General features: G+C 52.7%; 24 protein-coding genes. 12 read left to right on the plus strand and 12 right to left on the minus strand.

What is annotated here, in order from left to right; genetic code table 11:
* Nucleotides 1–56: 56 nt before the first annotated feature.
* The 3 genes from tnpC (at nt 57) to JWR98_RS05190 (ending at nt 2,671) form a co-directional block, all read left to right on the plus strand.
* Complete coding sequence (gene tnpC, locus JWR98_RS05180) at nt 57–1,583, plus strand: IS66 family transposase (RefSeq protein WP_205489477.1); 1,527 nt, start codon at nt 57–59, stop codon at nt 1,581–1,583.
* Nucleotides 1,584–1,638: 55 nt separating this feature from the next.
* The gene (locus tag JWR98_RS05185; RefSeq protein WP_205489430.1) at nt 1,639–2,076 is read left to right on the plus strand and encodes a GNAT family N-acetyltransferase; all 438 of its coding nucleotides are present in this window, start codon (nt 1,639–1,641) and stop codon (nt 2,074–2,076) included.
* Between the two features lie 88 nt (nt 2,077–2,164).
* Nucleotides 2,165–2,671, plus strand: coding sequence for a GNAT family N-acetyltransferase (locus JWR98_RS05190; RefSeq protein WP_205489431.1), 507 nt, complete (start codon nt 2,165–2,167; stop codon nt 2,669–2,671).
* 123 nt (nt 2,672–2,794) lie between these two features.
* Here the strand turns inward: JWR98_RS05190 and JWR98_RS05195 are convergent, their stop codons facing one another.
* Together JWR98_RS05195 and JWR98_RS05200 are read right to left on the minus strand one after the other, a co-directional pair.
* The gene (locus JWR98_RS05195; protein ID WP_205489432.1) at nt 2,795–3,277 is read right to left on the minus strand and encodes a GNAT family N-acetyltransferase; all 483 of its coding nucleotides are present in this window, start codon (nt 3,275–3,277) and stop codon (nt 2,795–2,797) included.
* Nucleotides 3,278–3,442: 165 nt separating this feature from the next.
* Complete coding sequence (locus JWR98_RS05200; protein ID WP_225908578.1) at nt 3,443–3,592, minus strand: transposase; 150 nt, start codon at nt 3,590–3,592, stop codon at nt 3,443–3,445.
* Nucleotides 3,593–3,807: 215 nt separating this feature from the next.
* Between JWR98_RS05200 and JWR98_RS05205 the strand changes: the two genes are divergently transcribed.
* Nucleotides 3,808–4,923 (plus strand): AraC family transcriptional regulator, encoded by a 1,116-nt coding sequence (locus tag JWR98_RS05205; protein WP_205489433.1) that lies wholly within the window; start codon nt 3,808–3,810, stop codon nt 4,921–4,923.
* Here JWR98_RS05205 and JWR98_RS05210 read toward each other — a convergent pair.
* Nucleotides 4,920–6,518, minus strand: a complete 1,599-nt coding sequence (locus JWR98_RS05210) for a phytoene desaturase family protein (RefSeq protein ID WP_205489434.1) — start codon at nt 6,516–6,518, stop codon at nt 4,920–4,922. The two genes, JWR98_RS05205 and JWR98_RS05210, sit on opposite strands and share 4 nt — an antisense overlap.
* A gap of 288 nt (nt 6,519–6,806) precedes the next feature.
* Between JWR98_RS05210 and JWR98_RS05215 the strand changes: the two genes are divergently transcribed.
* Complete coding sequence (locus JWR98_RS05215; RefSeq protein WP_205489435.1) at nt 6,807–7,691, plus strand: TauD/TfdA dioxygenase family protein; 885 nt, start codon at nt 6,807–6,809, stop codon at nt 7,689–7,691.
* An 18-nt stretch (nt 7,692–7,709) separates the two neighbouring features.
* On the plus strand, nt 7,710–8,024 hold the full coding sequence (locus tag JWR98_RS05220) for an EthD family reductase (protein ID WP_205489436.1): 315 nt from the start codon (nt 7,710–7,712) through the stop codon (nt 8,022–8,024).
* 121 nt (nt 8,025–8,145) lie between these two features.
* On the opposite strand, the gene JWR98_RS05225 is transcribed toward JWR98_RS05220, so the two are convergent.
* The 8 genes from JWR98_RS05225 to JWR98_RS05260 form a co-directional block, all read right to left on the minus strand.
* Nucleotides 8,146–9,267 carry a PLP-dependent cysteine synthase family protein gene (locus tag JWR98_RS05225; protein ID WP_205489437.1) on the minus strand — a complete coding sequence of 374 codons (1,122 nt, stop codon included), beginning with the start codon at nt 9,265–9,267 and terminating at the stop codon, nt 8,146–8,148.
* Between the two features lie 32 nt (nt 9,268–9,299).
* On the minus strand, nt 9,300–9,677 hold the full coding sequence (locus JWR98_RS05230) for a Rid family detoxifying hydrolase (protein WP_205489438.1): 378 nt from the start codon (nt 9,675–9,677) through the stop codon (nt 9,300–9,302).
* Between the two features lie 106 nt (nt 9,678–9,783).
* The gene (locus JWR98_RS05235) at nt 9,784–11,286 is read right to left on the minus strand and encodes an FAD-dependent oxidoreductase (protein ID WP_205489439.1); all 1,503 of its coding nucleotides are present in this window, start codon (nt 11,284–11,286) and stop codon (nt 9,784–9,786) included.
* Between the two features lie 274 nt (nt 11,287–11,560).
* A complete protein-coding gene (locus JWR98_RS05240; RefSeq protein ID WP_205489440.1) occupies nt 11,561–12,865 on the minus strand; it encodes an NAD(P)/FAD-dependent oxidoreductase in 1,305 nt (434 codons plus the stop codon).
* Nucleotides 12,866–12,943: 78 nt separating this feature from the next.
* Nucleotides 12,944–13,609, minus strand: coding sequence for an amino acid ABC transporter permease (locus JWR98_RS05245; RefSeq protein ID WP_205489441.1), 666 nt, complete (start codon nt 13,607–13,609; stop codon nt 12,944–12,946).
* Nucleotides 13,610–13,619: 10 nt separating this feature from the next.
* A complete protein-coding gene (locus JWR98_RS05250; protein ID WP_205489442.1) occupies nt 13,620–14,288 on the minus strand; it encodes an amino acid ABC transporter permease in 669 nt (222 codons plus the stop codon).
* Complete coding sequence (locus JWR98_RS05255; RefSeq protein ID WP_225908579.1) at nt 14,272–15,075, minus strand: amino acid ABC transporter ATP-binding protein; 804 nt, start codon at nt 15,073–15,075, stop codon at nt 14,272–14,274. Before JWR98_RS05255 ends, JWR98_RS05250 begins: the two co-directional genes overlap by 17 nt.
* A gap of 48 nt (nt 15,076–15,123) precedes the next feature.
* On the minus strand, nt 15,124–15,945 hold the full coding sequence (locus JWR98_RS05260) for a substrate-binding periplasmic protein (protein ID WP_205489443.1): 822 nt from the start codon (nt 15,943–15,945) through the stop codon (nt 15,124–15,126).
* Nucleotides 15,946–16,220: 275 nt separating this feature from the next.
* Between JWR98_RS05260 and JWR98_RS05265 the strand changes: the two genes are divergently transcribed.
* Entirely contained in the window at nt 16,221–16,724 is a 504-nt protein-coding gene (locus tag JWR98_RS05265; RefSeq protein WP_205489444.1) for an Lrp/AsnC family transcriptional regulator, read from the plus strand.
* A gap of 354 nt (nt 16,725–17,078) precedes the next feature.
* Here JWR98_RS05265 and JWR98_RS05270 read toward each other — a convergent pair whose 3' ends face one another.
* Nucleotides 17,079–17,738 (minus strand): TetR/AcrR family transcriptional regulator, encoded by a 660-nt coding sequence (locus JWR98_RS05270; RefSeq protein ID WP_205489445.1) that lies wholly within the window; start codon nt 17,736–17,738, stop codon nt 17,079–17,081.
* 107 nt (nt 17,739–17,845) lie between these two features.
* Between JWR98_RS05270 and JWR98_RS05275 the strand changes: the two genes are divergently transcribed.
* The 5 genes from JWR98_RS05275 to JWR98_RS05295 all read left to right on the plus strand — a co-directional run bounded on the left by JWR98_RS05275 (nt 17,846) and on the right by JWR98_RS05295 (nt 23,915).
* Nucleotides 17,846–19,018, plus strand: a complete 1,173-nt coding sequence (locus JWR98_RS05275; RefSeq protein ID WP_205489446.1) for a serine hydrolase domain-containing protein — start codon at nt 17,846–17,848, stop codon at nt 19,016–19,018.
* Nucleotides 19,019–19,185: 167 nt separating this feature from the next.
* Nucleotides 19,186–20,490: a M20 family metallopeptidase gene (locus tag JWR98_RS05280; protein ID WP_425273154.1), complete on the plus strand. Its 1,305-nt coding sequence runs from the start codon at nt 19,186–19,188 to the stop codon at nt 20,488–20,490.
* Nucleotides 20,491–20,739: 249 nt separating this feature from the next.
* Nucleotides 20,740–21,513, plus strand: coding sequence for an SDR family oxidoreductase (locus tag JWR98_RS05285; protein ID WP_205489448.1), 774 nt, complete (start codon nt 20,740–20,742; stop codon nt 21,511–21,513).
* Nucleotides 21,514–21,577: 64 nt separating this feature from the next.
* Nucleotides 21,578–23,329: a monovalent cation:proton antiporter-2 (CPA2) family protein gene (locus JWR98_RS05290; RefSeq protein ID WP_205489449.1), complete on the plus strand. Its 1,752-nt coding sequence runs from the start codon at nt 21,578–21,580 to the stop codon at nt 23,327–23,329.
* A gap of 4 nt (nt 23,330–23,333) precedes the next feature.
* A complete protein-coding gene (locus tag JWR98_RS05295) occupies nt 23,334–23,915 on the plus strand; it encodes a DUF924 family protein (protein ID WP_225908580.1) in 582 nt (193 codons plus the stop codon).
* Nucleotides 23,916–23,946: the final 31 nt, after the last annotated feature.

A 23,946-nucleotide genomic window follows, 5' to 3' on the forward strand; every position in this document is an offset into this window, starting at 1 on the left:
GTAATTCGCGTCTTGGTGTGCTGTCGCCAGCGATCTGCTTTGGTAAAATCCAGGGCATGACTTCCTTGCCCAACCTCGACCAAATGACCTCCGACCAACTGCGTGCGTTAGCAGCGCAGTTGATGTCGAAGGTCGACACCATGGGTAGGAAGATCCATCACGATCAGATCCTCATCGAACAGCTGACTCATGAAATTGCCGTCCTCAAGCGGCATAGGTTTGCCAAACGCAGTGAGCAGATCACCCCCGAGCAAGGCAACTTGCTTGACGACTTGCTCAATACTGATCTTGAAGCTATCGACGCCGAATTGAGCGCACTCTTGCCGGCCCCGGCTCCTGAGCAAACACGTCAAAAACCCAAGCGTGCACCGCTGCCAGCCCAGTTTCCACGTACCGTGATTCATCACGAACCGGAAAACACGCAATGCTCTTGCGGCTGCCAGCTTCAGCGCATCGGCGAGGACGTGAGCGAGAAGTTGGATTACACGCCGGGCGTGTTCACCGTCGAACAGCATGTGCGTGGAAAATGGGCCTGCCGTCAGTGCGAAACACTGATCCAAGCGCCAGTTCCGGCTCAAGTGATCGACAAGGGGATTCCGACCGCAGGTTTGCTGGCTCATGTGATGGTGGCGAAGTTTGCTGATCACTTGCCGCTGTACCGGCAGGAGAAAATATTTGGACGCGCCGGTTTAGCGATCCCGCGCTCAACACTGGCTCAATGGGTCGGACAGACCGGTGTACAGCTTCAGGCACTGGTTGATGCTTTACGAGAAACGGTTCTAGCGCAACGAGTTGTCCACGCCGACGAGACGCCGGTGCAGATGCTTGCGCCCGGTGAAAAGAAAACCCATCGAGCCTATGTTTGGGCTTACTGCACTACACCGTTTTCGGCACTTAAGGCGGTCGTCTATGACTTCAGCCCGAGTCGCGCCGGTGAGCATGCGCGTAACTTCCTTGGTTCCTGGAATGGCAAGCTGGTGTGCGATAACTTTGCTGGCTACAAAGCCGGTTTCGAGAAAGGCATGACCGAAATTGGCTGCATGGCTCATGCGCGTCGCAAGTTTTTCGATCTGCACGCGGCGAATAAAAGCCAACTGGCCGGACAGGCACTGCACTCGATTGGCGGTCTGTACGAAGTTGAGCGCCAGGCGCGCGAGATGAGTGATGAGGATCGCCGCCGAATACGGCAAGAAAAAGCAGCGCCGTTGGCGAAAGCACTGCACGAGTGGATGCTGACTCATCGCGATCTTGTGCCCAACGGATCAGCAATAGCCAAAGCCTTGGATTACAGTCTTAAACGCTGGGTAGCGCTGACGCGCTACCTTGAAGACGGTGCTGTGCCTATAGATAACAATGCCGTCGAAAACCAGATCAGGCCATGGGCTCTTGGGCGCTCCAACTGGTTGTTCGCCGGTTCGTTGCGCAGTGGTAAGCGGGCGGCGGCGATCATGAGTCTGATCCAATCGGCGCGTATGAATGGGCATGATCCGTTTGCATATCTGAAGGATGTGCTGACACGACTGCCGACACAGCGGGCAAGTGAGATTGGGGAGTTGTTGCCACACAATTGGAGCCACCCTTGATAGCCCGGATATGTAAGGATGCTTCCATCACAGGGATAGAAAAAAGGAAGATGCCATGGACGCAGTAATCCGGCTTGCCAAACTTGCCGATATCGATGCGATTTTTAAGATTCGAACCAGTGTTCGGGAAAATCACTTATCCCAAGATCAGTTAACGGAGATAGGCATAACGCCTGAAGCTATAAGTCAGGCAATTTCAGAGACTCAGTGCGCTTGGGTCGCGGAGGTCAGTGGTGTTCCAGTCGGTTTTTCGATGGTCGATATTGAAGATGGTTGCGTGTTCGCGGTCTTCGTCTTGCCGGAATTCGAAGGGTACGGGTTGGGGCGCAATCTGATGCACAAAGCAGAGACTTTTCTATTTCAACGCCATCAGAAGATATGGTTAGAAACCGCTGAAGCAAGCCGTGCGAGCGGATTCTATAGAAACCTTGGCTGGCAGCCCGTGAAGAACCTACCAGAAGGTGACATTCGTTTTGAGAAGCAACTGAAGTAAAGCGAGAATAAAGGTATTGAGACGGTTAGATGGCGCCCGGCCAATTGCGCAAGGTGCGTTTGGCGGACGCTTATAATAGAGGTGTGGCTTGAACGACCTAGCCATTCGAAACGCGTTGATCACTGACGCAGTTGTGCTGTGCAACGCTGAACGAGAAACTGCTCGGTCGCCTGGGCTGCTGATCTCCCGTCCGAGTGAATTCAGCTGTAAATCCTTTGAGGACAAAATCAACGTATTAACTCGTGAGGGTCTGTATGTGGTGGCAGAACGAAACGGCTTGGTGGTCGGTCATGCGCTACTTGAGCCTCATAGGCTTGAAGCACTCGCACACGTATATAGTCTGACTATCGTTGTGCATCCCAATAACCTGGGGCAAGGTGTGGGCCAAGCACTCATGACCGCGCTTCTGGAATGGGCCCAAGCCCGGCCCGGCCTACTTAAGATCGAGCTACGGGTGCGTGAAACCAATTCGCGTGCCCGGCGCCTGTACGAAAAATTTGGCTTTGTTGAGGAAGGACGCTTACAAAAGCGAATCCTACTGCCAGACGGCACTTTGATTGCCGATATCACTATGGCCTGGTTTGCTCCTACTTAACGTTTTCCAAGTAATGTGTGTTAACCGACGCTTACCGTTCTCACACGTTTGCCGACGCAGCGGGCGAGAAATTAGCGATCTACTGCCATATAAGTGGGCTGTGGAAAACCAATGCAAGGCTTGTTAGAGGCGCATTCCCATCTCGAATGCACGAATCTCGAACCCCAGTTCTGCATACAACCGAATTGCCGGTGCATTGAAAGCCCAGACCGACAGTCTGATGTCTTTAGCGTCGCGCTCAGCAGCCCATTTTTGAACGTTTTGGACAAGGCCCCGCCCGATACTCTTCCCCCAATATCTCTCTGCTACACACACAGATCCAATGCGCACGAAGCTCAGCGGTTTCATCAGTGGCCCGGAGCTTGACGATATGCTGGCAGTGATAAAACCTGCCGCTTGGAGGCCTACATGCGCTATAAAAACAATCTGTGCCGTATTGTCAAAAAAACTCATCCAGTGTGGCAGGTCGCGCGTAGGTTCAGGGGTTGCAGCGGCGTAGATATCAGGGCGTGCAGCATGGTGAACCGAGTTGAGCAATTGTCCCAACTCACAAATCGTTGGCGCGTCCTTTTCTGTTGCTTCTCGATAACTTATGACTTCGTCCATACGTGTAGCCTCCATGTTAAGGCGCTCCTGAAAAGTGTCTTTGTCTCATACTAAACAAGCCATTCCAACGGTTGTTCTGATCGATTGCTGGCATGGGACGGTGTGGGCCAAGCGTGGGCATGAGGAAGGAGTCAAGCGTGAGAAAAATGACTGTTCACGTCGTATTCAAACGTTCGCAAGGTGTGTTGGGCAGACGCTTACTGTATTGAGGTCATGGCTGAGTGCGATGCTGGCAATCGAAGCCCCTGGCTGGGCACACTCTTGAATGACTTTGGCTTTGAAGGACTTAGAGTAGGAACGGCGTGTTGGCTGCATGAAATACCCGCTTAAAAGGCTAGAACTGGTGTCCACTTAAATTTAAGTGCACACCATGTCTGGGCTTTGCGGAGCTGGATAGATGACTTGGCCGGACGCATACAAAAATTCTTCATATTGCCTTGCTGAATTCCAATGTAAGAGAGCAATACTGAGCCTATACAGCTGAGTTTATCTTTTTAACCAAGCATCGTAAGGCGGATAAAGGACTTACTATGATTCGACCTCTCACCGTCAGCGTTACCTGGCTTATAGGTGTCATAGAGGAACTCACTCGGCAAGGCATCGAACCTTTCCGCTTGGGTGCTCCCTGGACTCAACACTGGCAAGACGTGGCGCCTACCAAGCAGCTGCAGCTCGTGCAGGTGAGAAGGCTTTGGCAACGAGCGATGCAACTGTCCCAAGATCCGCTGCTCGGCTTGAAGGTTGGCGTAGCATTGCCGCTGCAGTCAATGAATGTCGTAGCGCTGGTGTTGATGCACAGTGGCTCACTACGCCAAGCACTCGCCCACACGGTTAGGCTGCAGCAATTAGTTAGCAACTCTGGCCGCTTTTTTGTAGAACCTGCTACCAACAACGGTGTAGTGCTGGCCTACCACGCAGCACCAAGTCCTGTGGCCATGCATCCCGCACAAATCGATTCGCTTTTTGCCGCGTACATGCGTCTTCTCTACAACTGTATGCCGGCTGACCGTAGACCAATCAGAATTGAGCTACCAGGCACTGACGCGTGTTTAGCAGACCGCTACCAAGTCTATTTTGGATGTCCTGTCATTCTTGGAGTGGAGCACGCTCGCGTCGTATTTGACGATGAACTGTTGGACTTACCTTGGCACGCCGCCGATCCAACACTGCTTCGCATCGTACTCGGTCGCGCGGAAATGATGCTTAAAACCCAAGGGCACTCGGACACGCTCGTCGATTACGTAAGTGCTGCCATCGCTGCGCAGGGATTTGCGCAAGCGAATTGCGATAACGTTGCGCGCTCGCTGGATCTGAGCAGGCGCACTCTTCAGCGCCGATTGGCTGAGCGCGGTTCATCCTTCCGTTTACTACTGGAAGCGGTGCGTATGGGTGAAGCATTGGAAGGACTAGCTGACCCCAATCTGCCGCTTGTGATGCTAGCAGAGCGGCTGGGCTACGCAGAGCCCAGCGCATTTTCGCATGCTGTGCGAGGTCATTTCGGTAAATCACCTAGTGCGCTGCGCCTTGAATTAATAAGCAGCTTGTCTGCAGGAGGAAAGGCCCCTGCAATCAACAGTACTGAGAGTTTTGACCACCAGAGGACGCCGTGTAATGCCGATTCGACGCGGCGCGAACTTGAGGACTAAAGCTCCCGAAAAAGGTCACGTCCAAGAACGGCACTCGCCGCAACCAGCCCACTCACCATCGCGCCACTGACTCCGGCAGCCGTCACATCTTGCCCGCCGAAGAACAGCCCTTTAACAGGGCCGTGTGCGCGCATCCAGCGTTGTGCAAAACGCAGCGGTGTTTGCTCATATCCCATGAAATTACCATGGCTACGGTTTAGAAAGTGGTTGAAGGTCAGAGGTGTAGCCAACTCGGCATGAGCAATGCTTCCACCGATCTGAGGATAATGTTCCAACGCTACGGCCATGAGGTCTTCGCTCAGTCTTGCCGTCATGTCCTCGTACTCTGCGCCTCTGTGCTTCCACTTCGTGCCAGTGAAACGCTCGAAGACTGACCAATCAGTCAGGCCGCATATATCCATCGTGCTCTGCTTAGGGTGACGGTCATGCCAACTCGGATCCCGCAGTGAAGGATGGGCAATGAAATGCAGGGGCATAGGCTGCCCCTCTGGATCAGCTCTGTACCTTGCGAGGTTCGCTGGGAGATCGTTGCTTGGATGTACCCAAAGATTGGCTGGGTGAATGTTCAGATCGGCGTTTGCGATGTCGATGCCAAGGTTAAGCACAGCAAAACATTGAGTGGTACCGATGCTCTTAGTTACCTCGCCCAAAGGCTGGGCTAGTTCAGAATCAGCATGAGCCAGAAGCGGTACGGTCTGAGAGATACCAATCGCACTGACGACTCTGTCCGCGCGAATCTGGCTTCCAGCAGCGGTTTGTACACCCACCACACAACCATCACACATTTCGATGCTCACAACTTCTGCCGCCACCAGGCAAGCTCCTCCTGCAGCACGAACCGTGTCGGCCATTGCCGTGACGATGCGTTGCGAGCCGCCAACGGGGTAGCTAGCGCCATCGATGTAGTGACTGAATACCATTGCATGAATCGCAAAAGAGGCCTGCGCAGGGGAATTGCAGTAGTCGCCGTAGTTCCCACACCAGACTGCTTTGAGGTCAGCGTTGTCAGTCAATTCGTCCAGAACATCCTGCACTGTGCGCTGTGCAAGTGGCATGAATGCAGTCTGAGCCCTGGTAAACGCTGCCTCAGATGCTGAACGTGGTAACGCCCGCTCTCCAAAGAAGGATTTCGCAGCCCGGCTTGCCTCACCCACTAGCTCTACGTAACGATCGATCGCGCTCGCTTCGTTCGGAAAGTAGTCCTTAAGCCGATCCTTGTAGGCTTGTGCACCGGCCATATGATCGTAGCTATTGCCACCTACGATAATGCGATTGTAGTTTTCGGGCATGGGCGCCCATTCAAGTTGCCCACCTGAGACCTTGTCGAAAAGGCGATAGAGTCCACTCGTCTTGCGGTGTACCTCACCCATGTAGTGCAAGCCTACGTCCCACTCGAAGCCTTGGCGTTTGAAGGATTGCAGACAACCACCCAACACCGCGTGGCGTTCGAGCACCAAAACGCGCTGTCCTTCGAGCGCCAACAATGCGGCTGTGCTTAAGCCGCCTGCGCCAGAACCTATGACAATCGTGTCGAACCTGCTGTCTAGCTCGCCCCGAGCCAGCGCGCGCTTAAAACTCAGATCGTAATCGCTCATCGTTCGTCCCTTCCCTGCCCTTTCCGGGATCTTTATTAATCACTGCTGCGCAATCGCTATGCAGCCCGGCTGAGTGTGGGTACGTGGGGAATCTGCGTGAATGGCGCCACACGCCAAAGATTTGTTTCGACACGACAATCTAAAAGGAGGAACAACAACCGCCCAAGGTATTGGCATCCCAAATCAATTCTCTGTCGCACGGTAGCAACGACGGCAGAGGACTGGCATTGGAGAATCCCTCCATGGTCTTCCTGTGATTATTTATAAAAACGAGAGAAAGGGACTGCGATGATGGACAGCAACTTTAGGCATATTCATGTGGAACCCGAGGCTCACGGTTTCGGAGCCAGCATTACTGGAATCTCGATTGATAAGCCACTCGCGGCAGATGTACTAGGAGAGGTGAAGGACGCGTGGGCCAGGCATTCGGTAATTTACTTCCCGGATCAGCCGCTCTCTCACGCACAACTGGAGGCATTCACTCTTCAGTTTGGTGAGTTTGGAGTAGATCCATATATCGTCCCGATGGAGGCTCATCCGCACATTCTCGAGCTCAGACGCGAGGCTGATGAAAAGGCAGTTAACTTTGGTGCCCAGTGGCACTCAGACTGGAGCTTTCAGGAACAGCCGCCTGCGGGAACCATCCTGCATTCCAAAATCACCCCGCCCGTGGGTGGCGATACGCTATTTGCCGACGGCTATCGTGCCTACGATGACCTTTCTGAGACGATGAAAGGACTCATGAATCATCTCGTCGCGATACATTCTGCGAGCATGCCCTATGGCAAAAATGGCCTATTCGCAAAAGAGACTGAAGCACGCTCAATGAAGATAGTGGTCAGTGAAGATGCCGACAAAACCTGGCCACACCCGCTGGTACGTGTACATCCCGTAACGGGTCGCAAATCCCTCTACGTGAGCCCTGTCTACACGCTGGGTATTCAGGGTTTGACTCATGGGGAATCAACGGCGCTGCTGAGTTATTTGTATCAGCACATGGTGCAGGATACATATGTCTACCGTCACCGATGGGCGCCGAACATGCTTACTCTGTGGGACAACCGCTGCACGCTTCACAATGCAGACGGTGGCTACGACGGCCACCTGCGCCTCATGCATCGAACCACCATCTCAGGCGAACGCCCTGTAGGTGTTGCCGCCGTTAATCAATAAACCAAGGGAATACGCTCAATGATTGATGTAAGCATTCTGTACCCGAATGAAGCTGGCGCTACCTTCGACTTCGATTACTATCGTGAAAAGCATATGACGATGATTCAGCAGAAAATGGCCGGGGCCTGCAGCCACTTCACTATTGAAAAAGGCCTTCAAGGCCCAGTGCCTGGAAGCGCTCCGACCTACCTTGCGATAGGCCATCTCTTCTTCGAATCACTTGACGCATTCGCGACCGCATTCGGGCCGCATGCGAAGGCCATCGGGGCGGACATCGTCAATTACACCGATCTCAAGCCCATCATTCAGATCAGCGAAGTGCTTGTGGGCTAATGTCCGCTCGCTTCAGAAATCGCTACTGTCCTAAAAGCACCTGCTCTTACAGAGTCAGGTGCTTCTTGTGCACGTGCATAAGCGGCATCCACTTTAATGGCTTCTAAGGTGTAACAAACAGCTAATCACTTCGAACATTTTTACAGAGGTCGATCAGCGAGACATCCGCCCCCTTACCATCGAGAAACGCATTCAGATATTTCTCATACGGTCGGATGTCAATATTGGCTTCTTTAAGCCAATCAGCATCGTAATATGTAGAGGCGTAACGATCTCCCGAATCGCAAATTACCGATACGATCGAACCTGTCTGTTTCTGGGAAAGCATTTGCTCCGCGATACAACAAACACCAAAAAAATTCGTTCCTGTAGAGCCACCCACACGGCGTGATAATCTTTCTGAGAGAACGTGCATGGCAGCAAGTGAAGCGGCGTCTGGAATCTTGATCATGTGATCGATGACATCAGGGATGAACGAGGGCTCAACCCTAGGCCGACCGATACCTTCGATGCGGGATGGAGTCGCGCAAATGCTCCCCTTGTCCCCAGTATCGAAGGATTCGTAGAAAGCGGAATGTTCCACGTCAACGACGCAGAGTCGCGTATTCAAATGCTTGTACTTGATGTATCGCCCTATTGTGGCGGAGGTGCCTCCTGTTCCGGCACTCATGACCACCCAGGCAGGCTCAGGATCCTGTTCCATTGCCATCTGGGAAAATATACTTTCAGCGATATTATTATTGCCACGCCAGTCTGTGGCGCGCTCGGCATTTGTAAACTGATCTAAATAATGGCCGCCCGTTTCACGGGCAAGTTGCTCAGCGACCGTGTAGATAGCGCCAGGATTGTCAACGAAGTGACATGTGCCTCCTAGTCGATTAATAGCATCGATTTTCTGGCAGCTAGTGGAGCGCTGCATTACTGCAGTAAAGGGTAGATTTAGTAGCTTAGCGAAATACGCTTCGCTGACAGCTGTTGAGCCAGAAGATGCCTCGACTAGCAAGGTACCTTTCTTTATCCAGCCATTGCAGATGCCATACAGGAAAAGCGATCGTGCCAAGCGGTGCTTCAGACTACCTGTAGGGTGAGTAGACTCATCCTTTAGATAAATCGATATCCCAGGCAGCCCGTTAAAATCTAAAGGAATCAGATGTGTATCGGCGGAGCGATTGGCATCCCCCTGCAACACGCCGATCGCCCAGCGAGTCCACTCTTTATCCTGATTACCGAGATTAAGATTCATAAATATCCTGTATATGGCTACTGATTCAACATTCAGTCCAGCGCGACGATGGCATCTACTGCAACGAGGGCTCCTTTGGGTAATGCGGAAACCTCGAACGTGGCGCGAGCAGGGAACGGAGAAGAGAAATAGGTAGCATATACGTCATTCAACTTCGCAAAACCACTCAAATCCGTGACCATTATTGTTGTCTTGATAGTCTTTGAAATATCTGTACCCGCTGCCTCAGCAATCGCTGAGATATTACTGAGGCACTGTTTCATTTGAAGCAAAGCATCGTCCGCCACCAGCTCTCCTTTGGCTGGATCAATGCCTAACTGCCCCGAAACGAATAGATATTCACCATGACAGACCGCCTGGGAATAGGGGCCAACGGCAGCAGGGGCTAACAAAGTTGAAATATTTCGCATAAAGGGATCCCTATCCATTATTTATGGATATTAAGAATTTATAATTTTATGTCAGCAAAGGTATCGACCTTCGATACCTTTCATGGGCCAAGCAAGGACAAATAATTCAATTAGCGTAAATCTTGCTTATTTTATTTGAATTATTAAAGGGAACAACCCCTATCATCTCAAGGTCGGCATAATCGGTGAATTTATTATAAATCTCCTCAGCATCCTCAAGATAAAGCGACTTTGTGATACCACGTACCGCGCGAGGAACTGAGTATTTAAACCCGCTAATAGCCGAACCGGAAAGCCCCATGCTTACAAGGGCGCTATAGGTAAAGTTGAACACATTCTTAATATAGGGGGCTTCCCCAGGTCTTTTTTCGACAAACTCAAAATTCTCGCCCAGGTAGGGATGGCTGGATATTTGAGTATCTTCCTCCCCATGGACAGGACTATATTTGTCTCGCCACAGCGCTATGTCATTGGCAATACTTGAAAGCTCTGAGCGTAGTGAAAAATCGTTCACAAACCCAACAGCAACTATCAAGTAGTCAACCTTGAGCCTATCTCCAGATGCAAGGGTGACCTCAACTTGTTCTTTTCCGTCTTCAATGACGAGTTTCACCCCTTCCCAGGCCGCATTGGTACGAACGCTCGCACCTTCTAACCCTGACAATCGATTGTAGGCGTCCTGGGGAGCTGGAATGTTGTACCTGAACATGTGCCGCATATATTTCCACTTCAGGGAATCATCCATATCAGCGTAATGATTAAGGAACCCTGCTTTTGCCATCCAGATCTGAGGATTAATCCGCTGGATATCCTTGCGGCGAATACAAACAGTAGCCTCCAACGCACCAGCCTCAAGCGCGGTCGACGCATTGTCGAATGCAGATGCGCCGGCACCGAGAACAGCGATCTTTTTGCCTACAAGCTTTGAAAAATCAATATGCTCTCCTGAAGAGGCATATCGTTCTTTAGGCAACGCCGATGAGATAAACTTGGGTACATGCCAGGCTCCACTGCCATCAACCCCTGTCGCAACAACCACTCTACGAGCATAAACAATCTCGCGAGCCGATACTTCTCCCTGACCATCGTATCTGTTAAGTTCCAGTCGAAATAATTTGTCATCTGGAATCACGTTGGAGACACCAGTAAGATTTTCGACTGGAATCTTGAGAGTATCGCGGCACCATGTCAGATATTCTTGCCAGTCCCCTTTCGGGATTTTTACGAGTTGCTCCCAAGCCTCTTCGCCGTATTTGGCTGTGTACCACGCTTGAGGTGCCAGACTGGTTAATGTCGCATCGATACCTGGCAAATGTTTTACAGTACGCAAAGTACGCATGCGTGCCGTATTGTTCCATGGGCCTTCCAAGCCTTTGGGCTGCCGATCAAAAACAACGATGTTATCAACCCGTTCCCGCAAGAGACCTGCAGCAACTGCCAACCCGCCTTGGCCTCCCCCGATGATAGCTACGTCGTAGACATGCTTACCGCTAGGGTGTGCCTTAGGCAGAACCCAAGGGTCATGAGGAAAGCGTAAGACGTGGAGATCTGCCTGTACCCTGGACGCCAATTCATCAAGAGCACTGTACTCTGTTGATTTCACACTCATTTTCTTCACCTATCTACTAGATCCGAAATATAGGTCATCTCGTCGCAAACCGCCCAGAGGCCGCTCATATCGCCATTTCGCTAATTGGGCGCGATAAAGTCAGTGTATTCTTCCTTCACCAGAAGCCGCTTCCAATCTTCACCGCTAAAACCAAGCAAAAATGAATAAACTTCTAAAAAAAACCAAACCCTTGGAATTATTTTTCCGACACTTGCAAGAGCGCTAGAAAATATCTCTAGCCACAACCGAAAGCCAGCAATTTTGTCGTTGTTACCTACGTAAAAAGCAATGTATTGCGATAGAAGCGAATTCCAGCGTCATATGCTTCTAACGCAATCTCACGCATTGGATATTTCGTAGACTTTCTCAGCGGCAACGGAGTAACTACGTCATCGCCGAGTGCGATCTTAGCCAGCATTTTTCCGAAGTAAGCGTTTGGCGCAATGCCTCGCCCATTGCACCCGATGGTTGCATAGATACCTGGACGAGGTTCAACAAGATGCGGCAATCTGTCGACGGTTTGGCCAAGCGTGCCCGACCACCGATAGCCCCATTTGAATGTAGGCGCGAATGGGTAGACAAACTTCATTGCGCGGTTTACCCAGTTATCCCCTTCTGAATGAATGGGAAGGAACCCAATAGATCCAACATGAAGACGCCCTACCGGGTCATATCTGAACCACAGCGGTATCTTATGGGTGTCCCACATGGCTATGTAGTGAGGCAAAATTCGCTCTCTCCACTCAAGAGGTAACGGATCTGCAGTGGCGATACCAAAAGCACCAAGGGGCATTATTTCTTCTTTGAAGCCTGGTACCAGATCATTGCTGTATGCGTTGGTTGAGAGAATGACCTTGTCGGCTTTTATGGTCGTATCGCTGGTAGTAGCGATCCATCCACTACCTGAGGGTTCCAGCGAGGTAACCTTAGAGCCCGTGGAAATCCGAAGGCCTCGAGCGACTGCAGCTCGCGCTAACCCGCGCACATAAGCAAGCGGTTGAAGGGTAAATCCACGGTGATCGATTAACGCAGCTTTGTATCGAGTCGAACCGTTCATCTCTTCGAGTTCAGAACCGTAGACCATCTGCACATTCGCGCCCAAGGCTTGCCAATCCGAAGCCTGAGCTTCGAGTTCTCGAGTTTTCTGAGGAGTCGTTGAGCAGCGGATGATAGGTCTTTCGTCAGCAGCACAATCAATACCGTAATCGCGTATCAGCTGACGCACGATATCGGGCGAGCCACCGAGCTCTTTCAAAAATAGAGGGCCATAATCTGGGCCTAACGCACGAAGAATTTGTTCCGGCGAAAGAAACTGTCCAGGGTTAACCTGGCCTGCATTTCGGCCACTTGCACCCGAGCCTATCTCCTGAGCCTCAACCAATATTGTTTTGGCGCCGCGTTCAGCACAGTGAAGCCCAGCTGTCACCCCATTGAAGCCGCCACCAATGATCAAGACATCACAAGATTCTTGTCGCGCCAGGGATACGCTCTCTGGTCTCTCCCCTCCGGTCGCAGACCACATTGAATGGTGGATTTCAGATTCTTGCCCACTAATGAAAGGTCTATCGCCATTAAACATAGTCAATCCTACTTCGCTACGAGCGCTTAATTTATTAACTGTTTTTGATCGCTACACAGGGTTGGTTTTTTTGCTTAACTAAATAGCCATGGTATGCAAAATTTTCCGCTCCAGCGCCGTGACAGCACGGGTGATAGGGAACGCAATCACAAAATAAATGACGGCTGCGGCGGTCAAGAGCTCTACCGGATGGCCCGTTCTATTAGATATATTTTGACTAACGAACATTAAGTCAGCCATACCCACGGCTGAAACGAGAGCGCTTTCCTTAAACAGGCTAGTGCAATTGGATAGCAGTGTAGGCGCCGCCCTGAGGAGCGCTTGTGGTAGAAGAACGTACAAGGTATGAACACGATAAGTCAGCCCGAGAGCAACCCCCGCGTCATGTTGCTCTTTGCTAACGTAGCTGAATGATGCACGAAACGTTTCACTCGTTATCGCAGCCATGTACAACGTCAGCGCGATGATGCCGCACGCCATATTCGAGAGCTCAATACCCAAAATCAGAGGCAAGCAGAAAAATATCCAAAACAACTGAATCAGTACTGGGGTACCGCGAAATAGCGCTACGTACACAGTGCTGACCCCATAAACAATTTTGCTTTTGGAGCTTCTTGCAATCGCCACCAAAAAACCTAAAGCACACCCCAAAACAACGCAGATCGCTGTGAGTTTCAGCGTTAGTAAAAGCCCATAAAACAACGCAGCCTTGTAATCAAAGATCACTGAAAAATCTAGTTCCATGGTCGCGTCCTCATGAATTTTCCGCTTTACGGCGCCGCTCTATATACTCTACGAGCTGAGAGACAGGGAACGAAATCGCGAAATATATAAGAGCAATTACGGTAAACACTTCGATAGGTCGATAAGTGTCGGTCGCCAATATTTTTCCCATGTACATGAGATCTTGCAAGGCGACGATAGCAACCAACGCTGTTTGCTGGAACGCACCAATGCCGTTTGCAACCAATACGGGCAACGCCGAACGGAATGCCTGCGGAAGTACCACATATACGGTGCGTTGAAACGGCGAAAGTCCCAGAGCAACAGTGGCATCATACTGATTGCTTTGAACGCCTTGGATGGCAGCCCTATACGCTTCCGCGTTAAACGCTGCCAAATTGAGTCCAATCGCCAAAATCCCCATCGTCAGTGCGTCTATGTAAACATCGAATATGATGGGTATACAGTAAAAAAACCATACGATCTGAACAATTGCGGGAGTACAGCGGAAAAACTCGATGAATAAGGTAAACGGCCAACGGATAATCGGATTAGGGCTCATCACCAATAGCGCAATAATGAACCCCAGGCTCAATCCGATAATATTCGCGGCCACCGTGAGCTCCAGGGTTACAACTAACCCTTTGAGCAATGGCCAGAGACCGTTCGCAATAAAGAACAAATCAAATTGATAGTTCACGTTCGACTCCTGCCGCCTCGCCAATATGAAAGACTCGCTGTATGAACTCTCTCGTTCGAGCTTCCTTCGGTCTACCGAGTACCTGCTCAGGTGGGCCGTCTTCGACGACCACACCACCAGCACAAAAGATCACCCGTGAGGCGATATTTTTGGCAAAGTGCATATCGTGAGTCACTATTACCATTGGCATGGATTGTTCAGCCAAATGCATAATAACTTGCTCAACCTCGGCAACCAGTTCGGGATCGAGTGCAGAAGTCACTTCATCAAACAACATCAGCTTAGGATCGAGCATCAAGGCCCTAGCGATGGCGACGCGTTGCTTCTGCCCACCAGACAGGTGAGCTGGATAGGCTTTTTCCTTCGCATCCAGCCCAAACCTCGTCAACAACCCCCGTGCTCGAAGTTCTGCTGATTGTTTTGATTCACCTCTCACCTTAATTGGTGCAAGGGTCAGGTTCTGAAGAATATTCAGATGCGGGAACAACGTATAATGCTGGAAAACCATTCCAATGTTACGGCGAATATCCTTATCAATTACCGTTCTGCCGAACTTGTCGGTTGTAATATAGTTCTTGCCTTGAAACAGCAATTGGCCCTTATCAATATCCTCTAGCCCCATCAACACGCGCAGCAACGTACTTTTCCCACCACCACTCGGCCCAATCACGACGACACGGTCACCGGGGCACATGCTAATATCCAAACCTTGCAACACAGGTTTTATGCCGCCTGCATAACTTTTATGCAGCCCCTTCATTTCGACGAGATAGTTTGCATTTGCCATTAGCTTCTACTCCAAGTTCAGACAGCCTCTAACAACCACTAAGACAAATTACTTGGTCTCGTGCGCGATAGCTTTTTTGATCAGCTCATCCATGTGACCTGATGTAACGGCTTCATTGATATAAAGGTCTAATACTTGAAGGTCAGCATATGAGGTATCACGTCGCAGGCCGAACGAAACACCTTTTTTGTCGATTGCCGGCACCGGCTTAAGGACGACAGCCCAGTCGGTATGTGAAGCAGCAAATAAGTCATTGGCTGCTGCCGTATCGAAAATCACATCAGCGCGTTTAGACATTACAGCCAAACGGATTTCGTCCGGACCAGGCAACCGCATAATCGATGCGTTTTTGATAATGGCCGTCAGTGACTTATCTTGAGCAGTACCCGACGAGACAGCGATGGTCACGCCTGGCTGGTCAATATCCGCAAGGCTTTTCGGCTGGTTTGTCTTGGGGTTTTTTTGGTTGTAGATAAAGGTCGATTCGGTAGCTGATAAGTTTTTTGAGAAGACGATAGACAGAGCACGTTGCGGGGTAGCAGTCAGTGCCGGTGCCAAATCCCATTTTTTGGATTGCAAGCCGGCAATCATGTTGTCCCAACTGGTGTCCACAAATACAGGCTTGACCTTGAGGATCTCCGCAAACTCTTTACACGCATCAACGAAGAAACCTGAATACTCGCCGGTGGCCGGGTCTTTCATGATGTATGGCGGAGCCTCCGCCGTGCCACATCGAATAGCCCCCGATTTCTGGGCAGCAGCCCAAACGCCATCCCCCTCACCCTCGGCGTAGACGCCTGACGATCCGAAAACCACTCCTGCCAGAACCAATGCCGGTAACAGACGCACGCCCATACGTTTGAAAATCATATCGGTATCTCCCAGTGATGCGCCGGCCAAGCGCTGATTCGAGGGGATGGCCCCCTGAGCCTTTTGTTATTTTCAGCGCGCCTGCCCAGGGGCTGGGACGCACCTCTTTTTTTCTTCCTGTTGAAGCACTCTGCTCGATCCGTTTAGCTGATGAAAAAAGACTACCATTTGACAATAGGTAAACTATTGCAAAATTTCCACACCTCTACCTCTTGACATAGAATCACCTTCCAATGTTTTCTGTATCTCTGCAATATTTTTCCGAGGCCCTGTAAATGACCAGTTCTTCAAAGCTGACGGATCGCTCCTCCCGCCTAGATCGTATCGATCGTCGAATATTGGCAGGCCTCCAGCGGGACTCTACTCAGCCCGTGACCGAGCTCGCAGAGCAAGTCGGGCTCTCGATGACGCCATGTTGGCGCAGAATTCAGCGTTTGGAGCAGCAAGGTTTCATCAAAAAACGGGTCGCCATCCTTGACCGAACGACGCTGAACGCAAAAGTGACAGTGTTCATCATGATCAAGACCAGAGAGCATTCCATTGAATGGATAGATCGCTTCTATCAAGCGACGCGCGACATGACAGAAATCGTTGACATCTATCGGATGAGTGGTGAGGTTGATTATTTGATACGCGCTTTTTTGCCGGATATCCAAGCCTATGATGTGCTTTATAAAAAGATCATTGGTCAATTACCCGTAGCCAACATCACGTCGATGTTTGCAATGGAAGAAATAAAATCAACAAGTGAAGTCCCACTTGATTTCATTCCTGACTAAATCGGCCCGATAGCAGCTCTTCGTATCCAGATGAGTTGCTGGGTCTAAGCGCTTAACTATCACGATTGCCGATGGCGGATCTTTGGAAAAAAACCATCCAGAGGGCAATCGAACTATTAATCCAACCTACTGATACCTAAATACTTTCAGATACAATAGCAGGCTGGAGGTCGCATGCTAGACTCGTCAACTCCCGGCCCCGCCATGCAAAACTACCATTCACTAGGTAGGTCTTCAACACTAAATTTAACACTCCGCTATATTAGCTCGTCTGCCAAACGCTCCGCTATGCCCCCCACGTATCGTTCGTGCGCTGTATGACTGCAGACCGAGATGTTTTGACTGTAATGAACGCTACCGTAAGCGCCGCGGATGGCTACGGTTGACGGTGTGCCTGAGATACGGAGCCAGCAGTGCAAACGCTTCTGCCTCAAGATCGCCGGAGCTTAACCATTGAGGGCACTCAATCACTGCGCGATGAGTGAGCGCTTCGACAGTCGTTTCGATGATGAAAGCAAGCATCTGAAGTTGGGACGTGGCCAACTGAGGAAAGTGTTTTGCCAGATGCTCCTGAAGTAAAAACGACAGTTTTTCGCTAAGCTCAATTGCCTGTTCATAAAGCCCAACACGTGGGACCTGCTCTATCAGGACTTTATGCAGCTCAGGCTGCAGTCGATGTGCGTCCAAGCTTGAACGAATGATTGCAAGCAGAAACACATCGAGTGAGGAGTCGCAATGGGTTTGCAGCGCAGACTCAACGACTGCGAGCACTTCACGAAAATGCCCCTCAATGACGCTCGCCACCAACGACTCTTTATTTGGAAAATATTGGTAAAGCGTTCCAATGCTGACGCCTGCGCGTTCGGCAATGGCCCCCGTCGTTGCGCGCTCATAGCCACACCGGACCAAAACCTGAGAGGCAGCCTGCAGAATGGCCTCAACGGTACGCCTGGAACGTTCCTGCACGGGCACCTTTCTCGCGGTGGTACAGGCCGCTCTGCTGTTAGTCGCCATGTCGCCTCCAAACGCGAGTTGTGAACCTGAGGGCTCCCTCATATTGTAAATGAAGCCGGCAATGGCCGCCCTCTTGTCTTTTGATCGCCATAACGTAAGGAGCATTGATGAACATGACATCTACCCTCTCGCCAGGTATCGACGCGACCCGGATCGCACGGCTGTCAGCTGCCATTAATGAAGACATTGAGGCCGATAAGTTCGACGGCGCCGTGGTACTCGTCGCCCACCGTGGCACCGTTGTGCTTCACGAAGCATTCGGATATGCAGACCGGGCCGCTAACAAACCAGCCCGACTCGATTCCGTGTTTATCACCATGTCCATCTTCAAGCAGATGGTAAATGCTGCTGTGCTCCAGCGGATCGATCGAGGTGAAATTGGTTTCACAACGCAGGTGCGAGAGTTGATTCCCGACTACGCGGCCAATGGAAAAGGCGCCACGACCATCGCTGATTTGATGCTGCACAAAGCTGGCCTCCCGTTAGGAGCGCCGGGAATACCGCCCGAGAAAATCGGCGATATCCAAGCGGTGAGCAACGCAGTGAGCGCCATGGTGCCCCAATCGGTTCCGGGCACGAGCATCAGTTATGCGGCGGTGCTCGGACACGCTGTGCTCGCTGAAATAGTACGTCGACTCGATGGCGGGCATCGCTCATTCGGTCAGATTCTCAAAGAAGACCTTATCGAACCTCTAGGAATGACGGACACATCACTGGGCTTCGGACTGCGGGAAGACCAAATCGAACGTGCGGTTCCGGTGGTGGTAAAAAATCATGCTCCAGCGCTATTGGACCCTGCGATGCTGGAGGGCGCAGGGAAGCATGCGGCGGTGCCCGGGTTTGAGATTCCCGCAGGTAGCGCCTACACCACCGCTTATGACTGGTTTCGCTTTGCCGAGGCCTGCCGTCGAGGAGGCGAGATCGACGGGGCCCGCATCCTTAGCCCAGCAATTTTGCGCTTCGCTCGCACGATCGCAACGGCCGATATGACAAACAGCCTTTGGGACTATGCACAGAACATGAGAGGGTGGCCAGCGATCCCGGCAAACCTCGGACCCGGCTTTTACGTCAGGGGAACTGGAATCACTTCACATGCTTTCGGCCAGCTCTCCTCCCCTGCAACCTTCGGAGGCATCGGAACCGGCTCTACCTGTTTCTGGGTGGATCCCGAGCGAGAGCTCACTTATGTGTTTCTTTCAGCTGGGTTGATGGAGGACTCCTACAGCTGGGAAAGACATCAGCGTTACGCGGACCTCGTACAGTCTTCGGTAATTGACTGAACAATCCTCTAACTGGAGCGGATCAATTCGTGCTGAACAATAGGCCCGCCTCGGCGGCCAACAGCACCGATCCCCGTTCAGAATCCGTGCCTGTCGACACGCGTTTGAATAACTCAAACACCTATCGACGAGCTGATTTTCGGTAACAATCAAAGGGTCAATGAACGATGCCCAGCTTGAAGAAGTGGTTTTCCCTGCTCATCTGGCTCTTGCTCTCGAAAGAAGCACTGGCGAAACCGGCGCTCGATGAGCAGAGCATTGTCTCGTATGTAGACAGTCACCATGCGGCACAGATCGACCTGCTTAAAAAACTCGTCAACATCAACAGCGGAACGGACAACGTCGAGGGTGTGGTCGAGGTTGGCAATCTGATCAAGCCAGAGCTTGAAGCGCTTGGCTTCGATACTCGATGGCATGATTTGCCTGCTGAAATGAAGCATGCCGGAAGTCTCGTAGCCGTGCATAACGGTGCAAAATCTGCCAAGCGACTCTTATTGATAGGCCATTTGGATACTGTTTTTCCCAAAGCCAGTGCGTTCCAGACATTCACGTATGTCAATGACGGAAAGAGAGCCAAAGGCCCCGGCGTCATCGACGATAAAGGCGGTATCGTCACGCTGCTGTACGCCCTGCAAGCGTTGAAGCAAAACGGATCGCTGGACACTATGAACATCACTGTGGTCCTTATCGGTGATGAAGAACTCGCGGCAAAGCCGACCAGTGTTTCCAGAGCAGTGCTGATCAGCGAAGCCAAAAAAAGCGACATTGCGCTGGGGTTTGAATTTGCTTTATCGCCCAATCAGTTGATTACCGAACGCAGGGGATTAAGTGAATGGTTTCTGACCAGCACCGGTGTCGACAAACATTCGGCAACCCTCTTCGAGCCTGAAACGGGTTTTGGTGCGATCTATGAATCGGCCCGTGTTCTGGATGAGATGCGATCCAAGCTCTCCAATGAGCAAGGACTGACCTTGAACCCTGGACTCATCGTGGGCGGCTCCACTGCCGTAGAAGATGTCGCCAGCGGACAAGGTAAAGCCTCAGGCAGAAAAACGACGGTTGCCAGGGTTGCATCCGTACATGGCGATCTGCGGTTCAGTAATGAAGATCAAAAAAATGCCGCACAAGCGCAATTGCGAGAGATCGCAAGCCGTCCGCTGCCGCAGACCAGCAGCACGCTTAACATGAACGACATCATGCCGGTCATGGCTGATCGCGAAAGCAACCGAAAGCTTCTGCAAGCTTATAGTCAAGTCAGCGTTGATTTGGAGGGCCCTGTGCTAGTTTCGGCATCATCCGCGGAGCGAGGCGGCGCTGATATTTCCTATGTGAACAAGTATGTGACGGCGAGCCTGGACGGCCTCGGTGCTTGGGGCGAAGCGGCTCATAGTGAAAATGAAAGCATTGATCTGGATTCCTTGCCCGTGGTCACGAAGCGCGCCGCTATTTTCATGAGTCGGTACGGTAAGTAGCTGTTTCTTTTCAGGCAAATGGGTTTGCACATTGCCGATTCGCCCTAGAACGCAATGTTGCGTTAAACCAGGCAGTCTAAGTTCTCCGGTTTATGGCCCTTGGCGGGCCATAGACAGCGGCCCAGGCGCTGCTTCAAATCCCCTTCATTAGGCGGATTCTATGGATAATCCATCCAGCCAAACCTCATTTATCCGACGCCTACAGACGCCTATGCTTAAACTTCTCATACTCGCACAGGAGAGTTTCCCATGGCAGACCATTCCATCAAAGGCAAGGTAGTACTCATCGCCGGCGGCGCCAAGAACCTTGGCGGCCTCATCGCTCGCGACCTGGCTGCGCAAGGCGCGAGGGCCATCGCCATTCATTACAACAGCGCGTCCTCCAAGGCCGATGCCGATGCAACGGTTTCGACCATCCAGGCCAGCGGTACCCAAGCCGTGGCATTACAGGCTGACCTCACCACTGCGGGCGCCGTCGAGAAGCTGTTTGCCGACGCCATCAGCGCTATAGGCAAGCCGGACATCGCCATAAATACCGTCGGTAAAGTGTTGAAGAAACCCATGGCCGAGATCAGTGAAGCCGAATACGACGAGATGACAGCCGTCAACTCCAAGACCGCGTTCTTCTTCATCAAGGAAGCCGGGAAAAATCTGAACGACAACGGCAAAATCTGCACAGTGGTCACTTCGCTGCTGGGCGCGTTCACGCCGTTCTACGCTGCTTATGCCGGCACCAAGGCACCGGTCGAGCACTACACGCGTGCGGCCTCCAAGGAGTTGGGTGCGCGCGGCATTTCGGTGACCGCGGTCGGCCCCGGCCCGATGGACACGCCGTTTTTCTACCCGGCCGAAGGTGCAGATGCCGTGGCGTACCACAAGACAGCGGCGGCGCTCTCGTCGTCCAGCAAAACCGGGCTCACCGATATCGAGGATGTAGTGCCCTTCATTCGCCACTTGGTAAGCGACGGCTGGTGGGTCACCGGGCAGACCATTCTCATCAACGGCGGCTATACCACCAAGTAAGCCACTTGACCAAGGCCAAACTCTTGCGGCGTGGCATCGCCGATATCACCTATTGAGGCACGATATGTCGATCGAAGGCGGTGCGGGTGATCTGATCAGGATCGTAACCTTGCTGGGTGCGGCAGTGATCGCGGTGCCGTTGTTCAAGCGCCTGGGGCTGGGCTCGGTACTGGGCTATCTGGCGGCGGGCCTGGGGATTGGTCCGTTCGGGTTGGAGCTTTTCAGCGACCCGCAGACCATCTTGCACACCGCCGAACTTGGGGTGGTGATGTTCCTTTTCGTCATCGGCCTGGAAATGCGGCCTTCCCATCTGTGGAACATGCGGCGCGATATCTTCGGCCTGGGCAGTTTGCAGATTCTGGTCTGTGGTCTGTTGCTTAGCGCAGTGGGCCTCGCTTTCGGTTTCTCGCTGGCGGTGTCTTTCGTCAGCGGCATGGGCTTTGTGCTCACCTCCACCGCTATCGTCATGCAACTGTTGGGTGAACGCGGCGACATCGCAGCCCCACGCGGTCAAAAGATAGTGGCTATCTTGCTGTTCGAAGACCTGCTGATCGTACCGCTGCTGGCACTAGTGGCATTCATCGCGCCCATCGACCCATCCGCGCCAGCGGACGGATCTCGCTGGCTCGGCATTGCCGTCGCGGCCGGCGCGCTGGCAGCATTGGTTGCGGCGGGCATTTGGCTACTCAATCCGTTATTTCGAATCCTGGCCAATGCCAAAGCCCGTGAGGTGATGACCGCTGCAGCCCTGCTCGTGGTGTTGGGCGCGGCACTGCTTATGCAACTGGGTGGCCTGTCCATGGCCATGGGTGCCTTTCTGGCTGGCGTTTTGCTTTCCGAGTCGACGTTTCGCCACCAACTGGAGGCCGACATCGAACCCTTCCGCGGTTTGTTGTTGGGTCTGTTCTTCCTCGGCGTGGGCATGTCGCTGGACCTGGCGGCGGTAGGTCGTAACTGGCCCATCGTCATCGCCGGCGTTCTCGCGATGATGGTGAGCAAGGGCGTATGCATCTACGCCGTGGCGCGGCTGGCGAAAAGTTCGCACACTGACGCCCTCGACCGCGCCGTGCTGATGGCCCAGGGCGGCGAGTTCGCTTTTGTGCTCTTCGCCGCCGCGCTGGCCAGTCGCGTAATCGATCCGACGGTCAACGCCAACATGACGGCCATTATCGTGCTCTCCATGGCGCTAACCCCGCTGGTGGTGCTCGCACATCGACGATGGGGGCCGAGGACCGGGGCGTCCATGGAGGGTGCGCAAACCCCGGAATCACTGGCAGGCAGCGTGCTCATCATCGGTTTCGGTCGCTTCGGCCAGATCGCCAGCCAGCATGTGTTGGCGCTGGGAGCGACTATTTCCATCATCGACCATGACCCTCAAGTGGCCAGAGACGCCAGTGACTTCGGTTTCAAGGTGTACTACGGCGACGGCACTCGCCTTGATGTGTTGCATACCGCTGGCGCGCACCATGCCCGCGTCATCCTGGTCTGCGTGGATAACGCACGGGCCGCCACTCAGATCGTCCAACATGCCAAGACGACGTTCCCCCACGCCCGGGTGCTTGCACGCGCTCATGACCGCGAACATGCCATCGAACTGATCAAGGCCGACGTGGATTACCAAGTCCGTGTCACCTTCGAATCGGCCATGGCTTTTGGCTACGAAGCCTCGATGGCGCTCGGAGCAACGCCCGAGGCGTCCGAAATACTCGCCGCGCGGGTACGCCGCACCGACGCTGAACGACTGGCCATCGAAGTATCGGGTGGCATCTATGCAGGCAAATCCCTGATTCAGGGGAATGCGCAACCGAAGGGCTGACACGATGACGAAAACACCCTTCCTCCCCCCCGAAATGCAGCTCGATAGCAGCATACGCGCGGCCGAAGTGGTCCAATTCTGGCGTGACGTCGGCGCGGCGAGATGGTTCGACAAGGACCCAGCCTTTGATCAGCGCTTTCGCGAACGTTTTCTGACGCTGCACCTGACGGCGGCCCGACGAGAGATCGACCACTGGGTAGATGAACCGGAAAGTGCGTTGGCGCTGATGATCCTGCTCGATCAATTCCCGCGAAATGCTTTCCGCGGCACTGCCCACATGTACGCAACCGACCCGCTGGCCCGGCACTTGGCACGCATTGCTCATTCGCAACGACATATGGACGCCGTTGCACCGGAACTGCGTTTGTTCTTCTGTCTGCCCTTCGCGCATTCGGAAGACATCGCCGACCAGAACATCTCCGTAGCACTCAATACCCGACTGGGTCCGAACGCCCGCTCCCACGCCAAGGACCATCGCGAGATCATCCGCCGTTTCGGCCGCTTTCCGCACCGTAATCCATTACTGTTGCGCCAGACCACGACGGCGGAGCAAATCTTCCTGGATCAGGGAGGGTTCGCGGGGTGATCATCCGCCCGCCCCACGGATACCAACTTCG

It is taken from the genome of Pseudomonas lactucae (assembly GCF_016937615.1).
In the GTDB taxonomy this organism is placed as follows: domain Bacteria; phylum Pseudomonadota; class Gammaproteobacteria; order Pseudomonadales; family Pseudomonadaceae; genus Aquipseudomonas; species Aquipseudomonas lactucae.